Raw genomic sequence first — 15,481 nt, 5'->3', positions numbered from 1 at the left:
TAACATTTAATTGGGAAGCATGAGAAACAAAAACTAGAAGGGAGACATTGGTAATGCAAAATAACGCTCAGCCACTTGATATCATAGCAATAATAAGTGCGGCTATTGCCACTTTTTCTGCTCTTTTTGCTCTCTGGCAAGCTAGAATAGCAAAAAAGGCATTAAAATTACAAAGTGCTATGTATGAAGATGGGAAAGTGAATTTCTTTATTCGTGACATTGAAAATAGTTTTTTATATAACAAAAAAGAAGAAAATAGCGTCTACTACTTTTTTAAGATTGTATTATCCAACTTGTCAGACAAGTCAACTTCAATAAGTAAATTACAACTCTCACTTTCACATAACAATACCGATGCTTTGATAGTATCTTGCACGGATAATTTGAGTATTTATCCGGACCTATTTAGATTGGATGTACCCATTAATATTCAGCCCCATAGCTCAAATTCTGGGTGGGTCACGTTTGAGATCAATAAAGACACATTTAAACGATTATTAATTGATACTCACTTTATCGTAGTTACGGATATCCATGATGTTATTGTAAAACGAGAGGAGATATCTGTGCGTGAGGAGGTAATCGGTTATGATCTTTAAAAAAGGATGGGAAAAGGATAAAAGCATTTCTACTATGTCGCATCTTACTATCGTATCTGATGCTGCAATTTCCTCATTGCACGTTGTCAATGGAAAGAATGTCCCCTTAGTCATTGTTGATACAACTGATCTTCCTGAAGTTGAAAGAGCTATATTAACACACACTACTATAAAGAATGGGCACGTAAATACAAAGTGGGGAAAGAGTGCAGCTGACAAATATATTACCTTGGTATTTTCTTTGCTTGATCCTGTACCAATTGAGTTTTTTGTATCCTTTAATGCCGAAAAGCAAGGAGGCGTAGTTGATTTAATTATTCGTTCCCAATTGCTGTATATACAACCAGGAAAACCTGGAGATCGTTTGTCTAATACCATCAATTCTCCTAGATTATTGGTGGAGATTCCTTCTACACACTTTTCAAAGGAATGGAACTTGATTCATCAGCGAATTATGACAAAACGTTTTATAAAAATGGGATTAAAAAAGAAAGATGCTAAGAAGGCTGCTTTAGACTTTCACAAGGAATGGGGCATCATTCGGGAGTTTAGATTGAAATGAAAATAACAGGAGACTCTTAAATGGAACATCTCCAGAACGAGGATACATGTATAATGATTTCTAACACAGGAATTGAATTAGCAAGTATGGTAACCAAAGGCAATGTGAAATTGAGGAACTGAAAGGAGAAGCATATGTATATATCCAATATTGAGTTAGAAAATTACCGAAATTTTAACAATAAAGCCATCACTTTTAACGATGGTATTAATGTAATCATTGGTCATAACAATGCCGGAAAAACAAACCTTATCGAGGCTCTAGCTTTAGTCTTAGATTCCAATGGGAAAAAGAGATTGGACATACACGATTTTAATAAGAGTATTTCACTGAATGAGTTGAAATCTAGTCCTCCAAAAATTCGTATAAGTGTGACTATAAAACAAAGTGACAACGAAGATCTCAATTCCGATGATTTGGTGACAGTAGCAAACTGGTTAACTAAACTTGAGGAGCCATATGAATCAGTATTAACATATGAGTTCCATCTTCCTGAGAAAGAATCTGAAAAGTATGTAGCATCTCTTGCCAGTGCAATCGATATAGATAAAGCTTGGAAAATAATTCAACAGGATTTTTTAAGGCTTTATATATATAAAATATGGGGAGGCAATATTGTCACTCAAACCGTGGCTGATAGCGAATCATTACAAAAATTTGATTTTCAGTTCTTAGATGCGATCCGAGATGTTGAACGAGATATGCTTTCAGGTAAGAACACGCTTCTTAGAGACGTATTAGACTTCTTTATGGATTACGATATAAAATCAGACCAAACAAAAGCAGAATCACAAAAACTAGGAGAAATTAAACTCAAAAAGCAAAGTTTTTCTGATGCAGCGGAGTCATTACTTTTTAATCTTTCACAGAGAATGCGACTTGGGAAGGAACTGATATTATCTTATGCCAAAGAAACAGGCGCATCTTTTAATAAAGCGAAACCTAATTTTGAAGGAAGCATATCTGATGTTGAGATGTTTTCAGCCCTAAAATTAATTGTAGAATATGAAACTGGCATCAAAATCCCAGCAACCCATAATGGACTAGGCTACAATAACTTGATCTTTATGTCATTGTTATTATCTAAAATGCAGGTGAGTTCAGATGGAAGCTATTTGGGTAGTAATGCTAAAGTGTTTCCTATTTTAGCAATTGAAGAACCAGAGGCTCACTTACATCCAGCTATGCAATATCAGTTTTTAAAGTTTTTGCTGAAAAACAAGGAAGATAAGAAGGTCAGGCAAATATTTGTAACTACTCATTCAACCCATATTACATCTTCTGTTTCTTTAGATGAAATGATCTGTTTGCATAATGAAATAGGGGAAACAAGTGTGGGTTATCCAGGAAAAGTATTTCAGGATAATGAAAAAAGTAAAAAATATGTACAACGGTTTCTTGATGCCACTAAATCAGATATGTTATTTGCACAAAAAGTGATTTTAGTAGAAGGAATTGCTGAACAACTGTTATTACCGATCTTAGCAAGATATCTAGGTTTTTCATTAGAGGAAAATCATGTAGCTGTAATTAATGTTGGCGGAAGATATTTTGAGCATTTTCTGTATTTGTTTAATCTTAATAATCCATATGCCGTAAATAAAAAAATAGCATGTATAACAGATAGAGATCCTGAAAGAAAGAGGAGAGTAAAGGGATCAAGTTATAGTATGTGTTACCCTTTTGAATACGATGTCCAAAGAGATGTGTATGAATATAAGCATAATCCTTCTTTTAGTCTATATCCGCCTGACGGATATTCTAATATTGCGATTTTTAGTCAAGATGAAAAGGAAGGGAAAACATTTGAATATGATTTGGTTTTACACAATCCTTCGCTTGAAACGCTAGTTACTAATTCTATGAAAAATCAAGAGGAAATAAAAAAAATAATGAGATTATTCAAGACTGATGCAGAGTTGTCAGACTATGAACTTATAGTAAGAGAAAGTGATGAGAATAAAAGAATTCTGGAAAGTATAAACTTGAATACTTCATGGACTAAAGATCAAAAGGCAAGAGCTCTTATTGCATCTCGTTATCTGAATTCTGTTGGAAAAGGAGAAAATGCTTTGGAATTAGCTTATGTACTCACGGATAATTATAATAAGAAAGGGGAAGATGGGTTTCAAGAATTTATCGTCCCAAACTATATAAAGGAAGCCATTACATGGATACTCCAATGATAGAAATAAACTCGGAGACTTCAATACCTATCGAAAATCACTTTCGTGTAGCCGCTGGGCCAGGAGCTGGTAAAACCTATTGGCTCGTGCAGCATATAAAGAACGTATTGCATCATACCCAAAGACTAAAAAAATCGCGTAAAATTGCGTGTATTACTTACACCAATGTTGCAGTAGAAACCATTTTAAATCGATTAGGCACTAATGTTAATCAGGTAGAAGTTTCTACTCTACATAGTTTTTTATATAAACACATTGTGAAGCCTTACGCTTCATATCTCGAAAACGAATATGAATTGAATGTGAAAGAAATGGATGGACATGAAGATACAGTAGTTCATTTTAAAAAAGTAAAGCATTGGATTGAAAATCACCCCAATGTCGATCGATTAAAACATCCATACTCAGTGAACCAATTAATTAAGCGGGAAGAAAATACAATATCTCTCACTCGGTGGTTACATCACTTGACGTATCAATTAGATGAACATGGAAACCTTACAATCGCTGGGAATAATAAACAAGCATATAGAATTGAAAAAAATGGTGATAAGGAAGTCAGAAAATATCTGAATAAAAGTTGTCTAGATATTCTCGGTTCAGATTTACTAATATACAAAAAACTTTATTGGTCAAATGGTATTGTCGATCATAGTGATGTCCTTTTTTTTAGCTTTCAGCTTCTTAAGAACCACTCGTTTATTTTAAGTGTTTTACGGGCGAAATTCCCTTATTTATATATTGATGAATTTCAAGATACAAATCCAATTCAAGTGGAGATTCTAAAACTTATAGGTGCGAAGGAAACAATTGTTGGAATCATTGGAGATGAAGCTCAATCCATTTATGGCTTTCAAGGTGCCGACCCCAGCCAATTTGCTTCCTTTTCGTTACCTGGTTTGCTGGAATACGTTATGAAGGATAATAGAAGAAGTACAAATTCCATTGTTGATCTACTGAACATAACTCGAAAAGATATTGAGCAAAACAAGTATAGGAATATTGAGGGGGATAAGCCCATCCTTTTACTTGGGGAAAGGATGGCTGCGTTACTAAAGGCAAGAGAACTCTGCGGTGATGGTGAAGAGGTATACTCATTATCACGTGATAACCCAACATCAAATGCAATGAGAAGAGATTTATACGGAGAAGTATCGAACAATAAGCTAATTGAAGAACTCTTAGATATAGATAAATCATCTAGCAGTAACAAGTATAGGAGCAAAGTGATTGTTACTTGCTTAAAAGCCGCTGAATATGCTCGCGAAGGAGACATAAAAAAAGCAATTAAAGAACTTGAAGGTATTGAAAAAGATATTAATGATAAAGAAAAAAGAAGAAAGCAGGCATTAAAGTCGCTTTTTTTACTTTTGAAAGAATACGATGATTATAAGGATAAATCTCTCTATGAATTCTATACATTTATAAAAAATGAAGTAAAAACAGAGATATCTAAGTTGGGGAAGGGGGCAGCTACAACATTTTACGAGAGTTATACGTATGAGCAACTAGCCCTCTGTGTGAATTTTACTGATGATAATAGTAAACACAGGACTATTCATAAGTCAAAGGGAGACGAATTCGATAATGTACTTATTGTTTTTAAATCTTCAGCTGAATTAGATGTATTTATAAAGCCGGATTTAAAAAATAATGAAGAACACAGAATTAGCTACGTTGCTTTAAGTAGGGCACGAGAACGCATCCTTATAAATGTTCCGTCAATAGATGATGAGCTTCTAACTAAATTGAGTGGTTTATTTAATATAGTAAATGTATAATGTGTCGGAACTTTGCCTCTGGAAAGTATAAATGGGGTACAGCAAGTTGAACCAACCTTTAGAGACTGCTTAAATTTTTAAAACAAAATTTATGAACATCGGAGTGGTATGATTTAGTATGGGGGAATTTAATCAAAAAATAGGCAACGTTATAAATAACATAGTAGATGAAGCAAGTGTTGTTTTGAATGAAGTTTATAATTATATTCCTTATTTTATCGCAAAATATAATGCTATTTTATCTTTATGTTTGTTGGTACTTGCTATTGTTAGTTTAATTTTATCAAGTAAAAATAAGAAATTTAGAGTGGAAAAAAAGCAAATTGTCAACTTAATAACCCATATTTCAATGTCTTGTTTGTTTGGGTATTTAATGAATCTTGCAGATATAAAAAATATAAATGAACTATTAACTCTCTATTGGTCAATGGGTTCATTTGTTCTATTTATCGTTCTCATTGTTTTTATTAAGGAGATAATCATTTATTTCAAGTCATTAAAAAAAATTACCGATAATCTATTAAAAGTATACTATATCATAGGCTTAACGTATATTTTCACAGCAATATCTATTAACAATCTTATTGTTTTAAATGACCTCTTAATGATTGGAATGTTTATTTTTGGATGGTATATATTACAGTTATTGTCGCTAAAAAGTATCACTGAGAAGGTTGCGAAAGTAAATGAAGAATCAGATGTTGAAATTCATTCATACGAACAATTGCTACCTACTCGTAAGCAAGATTATAGCGATATGTTTAGAATACTAAAGACAAATAATTATGATGAACCGTTTGCTATGGTTTTAAATGGAGATTGGGGTACAGGAAAAACTAGTCTAATTAATGTGTTGTCCAGCAAATTGACGAAAAATCGTAATCATATTATTTTTATTCAACCGATGATATTAGATACACCTGAAAAACTAATGGAATATTTCTTTAACCAGCTTAAAGATATCTTAAGTTCTAATGGGATTTTTATAGGGAGAGATAGTCCCTTTAAGCAGTATTTGAATGTGATTATCCAAACAATAAATACACTTAATCTGAAGCAAGCAATAAAATTAGATATGTTTTTAGGGGATTTGGATAGTAAAGAACCAAGTGATTTTAGAAGCAGTAAAAAAAGATTAGAAGAAGATATACAAAAACTTCTTTCGAGTGGAATTAAGGAAAACAAGAGAAAAAAAGATGGAGCGAAAAGTGACAAAAGTAAGATTTATATTATTGTAGATGATTTTGATAGAGTTGAAGAAGAAACTTTCAATTCTACATTAGTTTTTATAAAAGAAATAGTTAATTTTAACGGTATTACTGTTGTTTTTTTAATGGATGAGAAAAAAATAGATGGGAACAAAAAAATTAATAGAGTATATTTGGATAAATTCGTTAACAAAAAGTTTCAGCTATCTAAAATTGACTATCAAGAACTCTTTAGTTATTTTATACAGACTGTGGATGAAAGCATATTTATTAATGAATGGACTCAGAAAATTATTAAAGAAATCAAGAAAAATATAGTTGTATTCATAACAGACTTGATAAAAAATATTAGTGATCAAGTAGATGATATTCAAAAGGAAATAGATTCATTAAGCAGAAACACTAGCAAGAATCAACATAATATTGATACACAATTAAATGATTTAATTGCTAGGAAAATGGAGGTTAAGGGGTATCTTCAGAAATTAAACGATGGAATAAGTAATGTAAGAAGAGTTAAAAAAATAATTAGGGAAATAAAAATACTGTTAGAAGCTATCGATCTACAAATTTCAGAATATGAAACCTTTAAGATAAATTTAAGTAAGGTAGAACAAATTCGTGAAATAATCGTTAGAGTTGCTATATTTAAAATTCTCTTTGGGGAACATGTCGATAAATTAATACAGCAAGGCGATGATTTTTATAATGTCATGCAAGATATCAAATATCTCAAAAACAAGAACTACTTACTAAATTTATTTTTCTCAATGTTTTTTAGAATGAGTATCGGCGAAGAACAAGGGATTAAAATGGATATTTTAAATGATTTTTGTAATGCAATAATTCTTAATCGCTCTTTCGATAGTTTATGTGTCGATAAGAAAACAGATAGTGAAATAATCCTGTGCAACTTAGATAATCCTAATCACAGTTTGAACATTAATAGTTTAGAGGAAGTTCAGGCATATTTACGAGTGATTATGTTCAATAGCTATAGGATTAACCATCAAATCGTCAGTTTAAGAATAGAAAAGTTAGTAAATCATATAATGGATATGTATGGGGAAGAAGCAATTTCCCTTAAGGATTTATTCGAGCTACTTGGGGAGGCACAGCGAAATCCTCTATTAGAGACAGATAAATACCTTTCAAATATAAAAGAGATACTAGATGGGGGTGCACGTTTTCAAAACACAAAGGATAAAGATGTAAGTTGTGCTTATCTTAATGGGGTGATAATGCCACTCATTGTGCGCTATCAAAACGATACAATTATGATTATTAATTTATTGAAATTGAAGGATTCAAAGTATACTTATGAAAGTATAAGAGAAGATTTTGGTGATATTTACAAATTTGGAGAAATAGTCAAGGCAATCAAAAGAATTTTCAAAGAAGAGAATCAATCTATCTTAGACTTGGATTTTTTTAAGCGTTGGGTTGATAAATCAATAGAGAACATTATTACTGATAATCAGGAAAACAAATATGTAACTGTGACAATTAAACACTGCGAAAAAAATGTTAACAAATTTATAAGGATGTATCAGTTAATAGAAGAAATTGCAGATAAGTTGAGAGTTACTCAAGTTGATCCTACGTATTTGTTTAGTGAGAAGCTACATTTTCATTCAAAAGAAGAGTTGCTTCTTAACATTCATGAATTTCATAACTTTATATGTAAACAGAAAAATAAAATGACTTGGGATTATTTAGTAAACCTAAATCGCTTACTTATATACTTGGAAAGCTATTCAAGAACGGATCAGTTTAAAGAAGAGATTATAGAAAAAATAATTGAACTTTATAATAGTATACCTATAGATGAATATGTTGAAAATTCTGATGAAGAAAGAACATGGCATTGGTGTTCGATGAAGCTAGGTGAAGTTATAGAAAATCAAAAACAACTCCAAGAATCAAATGAATGATAGGGATTGTAGGCTAGGTATTTATGCTAAAAATGGAGATTTAATTATTTGTCCAGACAACGACTTTAATGTAATTTCTAGTCACGAACTTTAATGTAATAGTTTATTGGGCGATGAATTTTGAGATACTAACTATAATGCAACTTGCAAATGAGGTCAAAAAACCAAAAATGCTTGATAACACTGTATTTTTGAGATACCAACTATAATGTCACTGAACAACTGTGTCCAGTTACATTATAGTTAGTGTCTTTACAATAGAGTAGGTGTCTGATGTCCTTTGAGAATAAATACGGGACGTAGGGAATAAATGTGGGGCATAAGTAATAAAAATGGGATTTGGGGAATAAATACAGGATATGAAACCTACTTTCAGTTTCTCAGTCCACTTCTTAAGGAAGCCTATGTTTTTTTTGATAGCTGACACTGAAAAAGCTCGCTGTTTGAACAGCGAGCTTTTTTTATATTTTTTGATGGTTATTACAGTGGGAAGTTTATTTCTTGATTGTTAATATAATGTAATTGTATTATTGTTTTTACTGTAAGTCTACTGTGTCAGTTGTCCGATGAAAATAAAGTTTTAGACTGAAAAATAAAGTATTAGACCGGGTAAATAAAGTTTTAGACTTGCGGAAGTCATTAAGCTAACTGGCAGTATACTTCAATGGGAAATTGAATGAATATTGATAAAAAGGAACGGTGTTTATGGGCAGCCAACTACTTGAGTTTACACGCATTTCTATATTTAGAATGTGCGAGCATTACCTTCCAAAGTTGAAAATAGCTTTGGATAGCGTAGATAAAGATGTTCTTTGGAAACATGAGAAAGATACGCTTAATTCAATTGGGGGCATAGTGTTACACATAGGACAGCATATTCAACGGCATGTCATCAGATATACAAATAGCGGGAAAGTCGAGGGCGGAATAGAAAATTACTTCCCTGATGAAGTCGCTACTTCTGCAACAGACTTAATTCAATTTATTACTGAACGTTTTAATTCATGGAGAGAAGTCATGTTTGATTATACAGAAGGGAATAAGGATGAGCAGAACCTCGATATGTTTGATATTTATCATTTAGTCGAACACACGGGTTATCATTTAGGACAAATAATCGATCGAGTACAAAGACTAACGAACAGGAGTTTCCAGTTTGTTCAAAATGGAATCAATGAAAAAAGTTTAAAAGACCTTATTTATAGAGATTAACATTACGCTAATGGGACACGATAGTTAAACATAAAGAGTTCCACATATTAGTCATGTACAATATGTAGAACTCTTTATTTTATCTGACTTTTTTAAAGTTAGCTCTTGATAAACCGGGAAATAGAGTATTAGACTGACGATGCTTCATGAAGGTAACGGTCAGTTTAACGGAACTATTGTAATTAGTTGTAAAAACCTTTATTGAAACATTATCAATACACGGTGCGTTACACAATTAACTAGCCAAGAAAGAGGGCTCCTATATGTCTAAAAATTTCATTGTGTTTGCAATTGCGTTAATCGTGATTATTACAGGTTGCTCGAAAGAAGTTGCTTATGTTGGTTCTAAATCCATACCTGAATTTTCTATCCCTAAGGAAGCAAAGTATGTAGAACAACAAGAGGGTGAATACGAAAAATATCTTTATAATGCTCAAGGTGGCGCTAATGAAATTAGGGATGATTATTATAAAGCAATTGAAAATTGGGGTTGGAAAGAAAAGATTTGAAAGAAGGTGCGACTTCTATATTTGAGAAAGATGGCGAGAGTGTAGGAATCACGGTTCACGGCTCAAGTGAAGGGGACTATTTCACAATCAAAAAGACGAAAAATGAAAAATAACTTGTTAAACTCCCATGAAAATTAAATCTGCAGTTCGCCCTGCGAGGGATTATCGGGACCAAAACGAGCATGATTGGGGCTTAAAAAGCACTGCTTTGAAAAATATGATAAGATATCTATCATTGAAATATTTGGAAACATATCAAATATGTTCTTCGGCTATGTAAATAACCTTTAGGAGGTTCTATTGGTGCAGCCCACTCTAAATGAATATGCAAACAAACCTGTGCTCCACAGGGAACTCCCCATGTTGCTTTTTAAACAGTTGCGTCCTAAACAATGGAGTAAAAATCTACTTATCTTTGCAGCCCCACTATTTTCTTTTGACGCCGTAACACCAACTGCCCTAGTCAACAGCTTTGCCGGCTTTTTTCTGCTCTGCTTCGTATCAGGATGCGTATATATCTTAAATGATTACATTGATAGGGAAGCTGATCGAAACCACCCTGAAAAACGGTATCGCCCTATGGCTTCCGGACAACTGAATCCCAAGATCGCTCTGACCTTTGGGGCGTTTCTTCTGATCGGTTCTCTTATCATTTCATATATATTGAATCCTTTATTTACAGTTCTACTTGCTGTTTATTTCTGCATGAATGTGGCCTATTCCATAAAGCTTAAACATATTGTCATTATTGACATTATGATCATCGCCGCTGGATTTGTACTTCGTGCAATCGCTGGCGGACTCGTCATTCATGTTCCGTTTACACCCTGGTTCCTGCTCTGTACGATGCTGCTCTCACTCTTTCTTGCTATCGGAAAAAGACGACATGAGCTTTTGTTATTAAATAATGAGACAGGAACGCACCGCAAAGTGCTAGAACATTATTCTATTGAACTGTTAGACCAGCTTAGCGGGATCGTGACGACGGCCACGATTATTTGCTACTCTATTTTTACATTTACATCCGATCACTCGATACACCTGATGTGGACAATTCCGCTAGTTATATACGGGATATTCCGGTATTTATATTTGATTCACATCGAGAAAAAAGGCGGATCACCCGATAAAATCCTGTTTGAAGATCGCCACATTCTGGTCACGGTCATTCTCTATGTCATCAGCGTTATCATAGTTTTGGGCTATTTTGAATAATACGATTGAAAAAGAGGTAGTTACCATGTCTCAAAAACTCGCAATCTTCGATATCGATAAAACCATCATTCAGAACGACTCCATGTTTGCCTTTCTTTTATACGGAATAAAGAAGAATCCGGCAGCCATACATCAACTTCTTATGGTCGGCCTCTATTCCGTACTGTACGCTATGAAACTCATGAGTGCAGATCGAGCTAAAAGCGCTTATTTCAGTTCTATCCGATATATGGATGAAACTGACTTACAGCATTTCTTTAGAACAAAACTCAAGCCCAGAATATATCCTCAAGCGATGGAGGAGATAAGATATCGAAAGCAGGAAGGTTTCCATGTACTATTGGTAACCGCATCGCCGGCTACTTACATGAAATATTTTAAAGAACTGAACGAAGTCGACGAGGTCATCGGAACAGAACTGGTCATGAAGGAAGGGCGCTATACGGGGATAATCGAAGGTAAGAACTGCAAGGGTGAGGAAAAAGTAACTCGGATCCAGCGTTATTTGAAAGATAACAATATGGCGCTGGATTACGAGCACTCATGCGCCTACTCCGATTCCCTATCGGATATCCCGATGCTCACATTGGTCAAAAACCGATTTTTGATCAACCGTAAAACTACGGGAAACTGCGAGGGTTTGTCATGGAATATATGAATAAGTCCAAGACCCGGCATATCGGCAAGTGGCTCATGATAATCTCCGCGATCTTAACGGCAACCGGCCAGTTGTTCTGGAAATGGGGACATACTCATCTGATCTACATGGCTGTTGGCTTTGCTTGTTATGGTCTGGGAGCCATTTTCATGATTAAATCGTTGGCGCTTGAAAAACTGTCTGTAGCCTACCCCCTCATGTGTATCAGTTATGTTGTTGCACTCATCTATGGTGATATCTTCTTAGACGAGCCGATTACACTTCAAAAAATAGCGGCAGTCTTGCTTATTGGGATCGGGGTGACGTTGACCTCCTATGAAAAGTGAACTGTTTTTATACATGCTTCTTATCGTCATGACACTCTTCGGCTCTCTTGGCAGTGTTCTCTTCAAAGGTTACACGGCCAATAAAAGATATATTTTGCTATTCATCGGATTTTTGTCCTACGGCATAGGCGCTTTATTGAATATTTACTTGCTAGGTAAATTACCGTATACCGTGGTCATGCCCGCTAACGCACTCACATTTCTATGGGCGCTGTTATTCGCAAAATTGTTCTTTAAAGAAACAATCGGCATCATTCGAATCACCGGTGTTCTTTTCATCATTTCTGGCCTTTTACTGTTGCTGTGGTAAACAAATTCGTACTTAGATTGGTGGTAATATCTAAAATGTCATTCTATAACTATTATCTTCGGGATAAAAAAGACAATCAGATCGCTGTTATCATGTGGGTCATGCTTTTTGCTTTTTACGTCTTTATCAATATGCCTTACCTGATCTACATCAAAGATCAGGCCGAGATCCTCGGACCGGCGAGTCCGTTTAACGGTGCGCCCTTCACGTTAAATCTGTTTAACTTTGACCCGTCGATGGAATACGGAAAGTTTACATCTTCTCCGATTCATCCTTTGTACAACTTTATATCGGCACCGCTGAACTATCTGTCTCTACATACCGTCGGAAATCTGCTTTTCCTTTTGCTGCAATCAGCCATGAATGCACTGAGCACCATAATCTTATTTTTGATCATACGCCGCAGCGAAACGAACCGAACTCTCTCGATCCTCTTTTCCGTTTGGTTTGGCGTAAGCTCTTACACGCTGTTTACATCCTTAGTTCCGGATTCCTATCCTTACGCGCAATTCTTTATCATACTGTCAGCTGCTTATTTACAGAAAAGCAGGGATACCGGTCACTTTTCCACCATTCCAGGCGCTTCCCTGACGCTCATTAATTTCGGAATCACTTCGACGAACTTGATTACTTTTACAGGAGCACTCTTTATTAGTTTGTTTGATCCCAATATAAGAAAAGAAACCTTCCGCCGCTTTGCAGCGATAATGTTCGGATCCTTATTGCTGCTTATTGGCTTTACGGTTCTCCAATATGTTCTTTTCTCCGGGAAAACCTGGCTGTCTAATCTGATGGAAGGGATGTCAAACGGTGCATTCGGTTATGTAGCACCTTTCTCCTTTGCCCACAATTCCAAAGTCTTTCATATGCTTGCTGTCAGTCCTGTTCTGACGCCAGACGTTGCACTAATTGACCCGGGAATTGTTGCCTTTGCCACAGATTTGAGTAAACCCTATCCGCTTTATGTGAACCTGGTAGGATTAGCCCTGATTGGGATGGCGATACTTGGCTTGATCAAAGGGATCCGTTCTCGGGAAAGCTGGTCCTGGGCTATTTATATTCTCTTTGCTATTGTACTGCATGTCGGGATCGGTTTTGGTTTAGCTGCATACAAATACGATATGTACTTATACGCCGGTAACTATCTGTTTGCCTTCTTCCTTCTCGCTGCTGGATTTGTAAGAGACATTGATAAAGGTAAGCTAAAGAACATACTTGTGATTGCGGTTAGCTTCATGGTATTCATAACACTAGTTAACAATGTTGTACAGCATCTCGAAACCTTGGATTATATCAAATCGGCCTATACCCAAACGATCGGACCTTCTACCACGAAATAGATAATATAGGGTGAAATGATGTCTATATTCAAAAAAAGCTTCCCTAATACGGCGTTAACCGTCCATTAGGGAAGCTTCTTTTCATATTAGGATTCCAAATGCTGAACGTTATAAAGACGGGAATAACAGCCGTTTAACTCCATCAGTTCGTTATGAGTGCCTTGTTCCGTAATCTGTCCGTTTTCGAGCACGACGATTTGGTCGGCATGGGTAATCGTGGACAAGCGATGAGCAACGATTAGCGTCGTCCGATTGCTGGACAGGGATTGCAAGGCTTGCTGAATCAAATGTTCTGACTCCAGATCCAGCGCGGAAATCGCTTCATCAAGGACCAGAATATCCGGGCCCTTCAGAAACACCCTTGCGATCGCAAGGCGCTGCATCTGGCTTCCGGACAGCTTCACACCGCGTTCCCCGACCTCCGTATTATAGCCCTGGGGCAAATTCAAAAAAGGCTTGTCCATGCTGTTATCCTTAGAAATATCCGTTTATATAAGGTGGTGGAATCACGTGGCGACACTTCATTTAATGGTTGGTCTCCCTTGTAGCGGTAAAACTACCCTGGCTCGGCAACTTGAAACGAAATACTCCGCACTTCGCCCTTCTCCCGATGAATGGCATATCAAATTATTTGGGTATGATTTCGGGGATAACATGACGGATTCTGACGAAGCTAAGCATGATTCTAGACATGATTCAGTGGAATCCCTAATGTGGGATGTGGCGGCTAGAGTTTTAGTTCTTGGTGTTGATGTAATTCTGGATTTTGGATGCTGGGTTCGAAGTCAACGAGACGAGTTTCATTCTAAAGCCAAAAACTTAGGGGCTGACTTTAAAATTCATTTTGTAGATGTGCCTGAAGAAGTGTTATTTGAACGTCTAAAAGCTAGAAATGATATGCATACAGAAGGAACTTTTTTCATACCAAAAGCAAAACTTAAAGAATGGATACAAATTTTTGAGCCACCTTCATCAGAGGAACTTGATTCCTCTGATGATTAAACTCCCTCGATATGATTTAATTCCCTCACGCAAGCTCGTGTATTCGCAGGATTTCATCCCTATTAGATTCGGTAGAAGAGTGATGAGAGTCGGGGCTTGCTATATTGAGCCGTAAGAAGGCGTGCGGGAATAGAGATGGGGGTATCCTCACCTAATCAATTCCTTTTAATGCACATATACTCCACAGAGCCATTAGCGATTTTCACTCCCATGTCTCAACGGGTCACAAGCCCTCTCATTCCTTCGTTACACCTATCTAAGGGGTGGAGTTCGGTCTTTCTAACGGAACGGGTCCGAGCCCTTTTGTTTAACGTATCCCGATACTCCGTGCTTTCTTTGTGATCCTGCGAATATACCAACTTGCGTAGGCGGTGTTATTGTTTGTTTTTAAGCTGCTAGTGCAAAAACTTTATCTGGTTTGTAAGCTTCCTCGCTACGTGCCAGACTTACTCTCCTAAAACGTCAGCTAAAGCGATCGCACTTACACCAGTAATAGCAAACCAGTAATAGCAAGAATTTTGTTCGCATAGGGGATTCGTTCAAGTACGGCCTTGGTTTCATCTTCGATTCTCCGCAGCTGTGTGCTTGCTAAGTCATACTCCTCAAGAAGATGCTTAAGATGGAGTTTGTAAGCGTGTG

13 protein-coding genes and 1 pseudogene are annotated in these 15,481 nt (G+C 35.8%); 13 read left to right on the top strand and 1 reads right to left on the bottom strand.

All coding sequences use genetic code 11. The features are described 5' to 3' along the window. Window positions 1-53 precede the first annotated feature (53 nt). From ACXX53_RS19130 to ACXX53_RS19075, 12 genes are all read left to right on the top strand, one after another. On the top strand, window positions 54-599 hold the full coding sequence (locus ACXX53_RS19130; protein ID WP_458570287.1) for a hypothetical protein: 546 nt from the start codon (window positions 54-56) through the stop codon (window positions 597-599). Continuing rightward, window positions 589-1,161: a hypothetical protein gene (locus ACXX53_RS19125; RefSeq protein WP_458570286.1), complete on the top strand. Its 573-nt coding sequence runs from the start codon at window positions 589-591 to the stop codon at window positions 1,159-1,161. The genes ACXX53_RS19130 and ACXX53_RS19125 overlap by 11 nt, the downstream gene beginning before the upstream one ends. Window positions 1,162-1,295: 134 nt before the next feature. Then, window positions 1,296-3,347, top strand: coding sequence for an ATP-dependent nuclease (locus tag ACXX53_RS19120; protein WP_458570285.1), 2,052 nt, complete (start codon window positions 1,296-1,298; stop codon window positions 3,345-3,347). Next, window positions 3,332-5,128 (top strand): UvrD-helicase domain-containing protein, encoded by a 1,797-nt coding sequence (locus ACXX53_RS19115; protein WP_458570284.1) that lies wholly within the window; start codon window positions 3,332-3,334, stop codon window positions 5,126-5,128. The genes ACXX53_RS19120 and ACXX53_RS19115 overlap by 16 nt, the downstream gene beginning before the upstream one ends. 118 nt (window positions 5,129-5,246) lie before the next feature. After that, on the top strand, window positions 5,247-8,270 hold the full coding sequence (locus ACXX53_RS19110) for a P-loop NTPase fold protein (protein WP_458570283.1): 3,024 nt from the start codon (window positions 5,247-5,249) through the stop codon (window positions 8,268-8,270). Window positions 8,271-8,975: 705 nt separating this feature from the next. Further along, entirely contained in the window at window positions 8,976-9,482 is a 507-nt protein-coding gene (locus ACXX53_RS19105) for a hypothetical protein (protein WP_458570282.1), read from the top strand. A 263-nt stretch (window positions 9,483-9,745) separates the two neighbouring features. After that, on the top strand, window positions 9,746-9,991 hold the full coding sequence (locus tag ACXX53_RS19100) for a hypothetical protein (protein WP_458570281.1): 246 nt from the start codon (window positions 9,746-9,748) through the stop codon (window positions 9,989-9,991). Between the two features lie 303 nt (window positions 9,992-10,294). Further along, entirely contained in the window at window positions 10,295-11,206 is a 912-nt protein-coding gene (locus ACXX53_RS19095; RefSeq protein WP_458570303.1) for a decaprenyl-phosphate phosphoribosyltransferase, read from the top strand. Continuing rightward, window positions 11,199-11,864: an HAD family hydrolase gene (locus ACXX53_RS19090; RefSeq protein ID WP_458570280.1), complete on the top strand. Its 666-nt coding sequence runs from the start codon at window positions 11,199-11,201 to the stop codon at window positions 11,862-11,864. Before ACXX53_RS19095 ends, ACXX53_RS19090 begins: the two co-directional genes overlap by 8 nt. Then, window positions 11,852-12,190 carry an EamA family transporter gene (locus tag ACXX53_RS19085; protein ID WP_458570279.1) on the top strand — a complete coding sequence of 113 codons (339 nt, stop codon included), beginning with the start codon at window positions 11,852-11,854 and terminating at the stop codon, window positions 12,188-12,190. Before ACXX53_RS19090 ends, ACXX53_RS19085 begins: the two co-directional genes overlap by 13 nt. After that, a complete protein-coding gene (locus tag ACXX53_RS19080) occupies window positions 12,180-12,500 on the top strand; it encodes an EamA family transporter (protein WP_458570278.1) in 321 nt (106 codons plus the stop codon). The genes ACXX53_RS19085 and ACXX53_RS19080 overlap by 11 nt, the downstream gene beginning before the upstream one ends. 35 nt (window positions 12,501-12,535) lie before the next feature. After that, entirely contained in the window at window positions 12,536-13,840 is a 1,305-nt protein-coding gene (locus tag ACXX53_RS19075; RefSeq protein WP_458570277.1) for a DUF6080 domain-containing protein, read from the top strand. A gap of 86 nt (window positions 13,841-13,926) precedes the next feature. On the opposite strand, the pseudogene ACXX53_RS19070 reads toward ACXX53_RS19075, so the two are convergent. Further along, a pseudogene (locus ACXX53_RS19070) lies at window positions 13,927-14,283 on the bottom strand (ATP-binding cassette domain-containing protein); the annotation flags it as partial. 67 nt (window positions 14,284-14,350) lie between these two features. On the opposite strand from ACXX53_RS19070, the gene ACXX53_RS19065 reads away from it, so the two are divergent. Beyond that, window positions 14,351-14,842 carry an AAA family ATPase gene (locus ACXX53_RS19065; RefSeq protein WP_458570276.1) on the top strand — a complete coding sequence of 164 codons (492 nt, stop codon included), beginning with the start codon at window positions 14,351-14,353 and terminating at the stop codon, window positions 14,840-14,842. The last annotated feature ends 639 nt before the right edge of the window (window positions 14,843-15,481 follow it).

The organism is Paenibacillus marinisediminis, assembly GCF_054343325.1.
Note: the sequence above shows the minus strand (reverse complement) of the source record. Positions and strands in the feature narration are given on the sequence as shown.

Excerpts from the sequence above, each read along its gene's own strand:
- ACXX53_RS19110 (WP_458570283.1), top strand. The coding sequence starts at position 5,247 with ATGGGGGAATTTAATCAAAAAATAGGCAACGTTATAAATAACATAGTA.
- ACXX53_RS19085 (WP_458570279.1), top strand. The coding sequence starts at position 11,852 with ATGGAATATATGAATAAGTCCAAGACCCGGCATATCGGCAAGTGGCTC.
- ACXX53_RS19100 (WP_458570281.1), top strand. The coding sequence starts at position 9,746 with ATGTCTAAAAATTTCATTGTGTTTGCAATTGCGTTAATCGTGATTATT.
- ACXX53_RS19125 (WP_458570286.1), top strand. The coding sequence starts at position 589 with ATGATCTTTAAAAAAGGATGGGAAAAGGATAAAAGCATTTCTACTATG.
- ACXX53_RS19115 (WP_458570284.1), top strand. The coding sequence starts at position 3,332 with ATGGATACTCCAATGATAGAAATAAACTCGGAGACTTCAATACCTATC.
- ACXX53_RS19075 (WP_458570277.1), top strand. The coding sequence starts at position 12,536 with ATGTCATTCTATAACTATTATCTTCGGGATAAAAAAGACAATCAGATC.
- ACXX53_RS19120 (WP_458570285.1), top strand. The coding sequence starts at position 1,296 with ATGTATATATCCAATATTGAGTTAGAAAATTACCGAAATTTTAACAAT.
- ACXX53_RS19130 (WP_458570287.1), top strand. The coding sequence starts at position 54 with ATGCAAAATAACGCTCAGCCACTTGATATCATAGCAATAATAAGTGCG.
- ACXX53_RS19080 (WP_458570278.1), top strand. The coding sequence starts at position 12,180 with ATGAAAAGTGAACTGTTTTTATACATGCTTCTTATCGTCATGACACTC.
- ACXX53_RS19105 (WP_458570282.1), top strand. The coding sequence starts at position 8,976 with ATGGGCAGCCAACTACTTGAGTTTACACGCATTTCTATATTTAGAATG.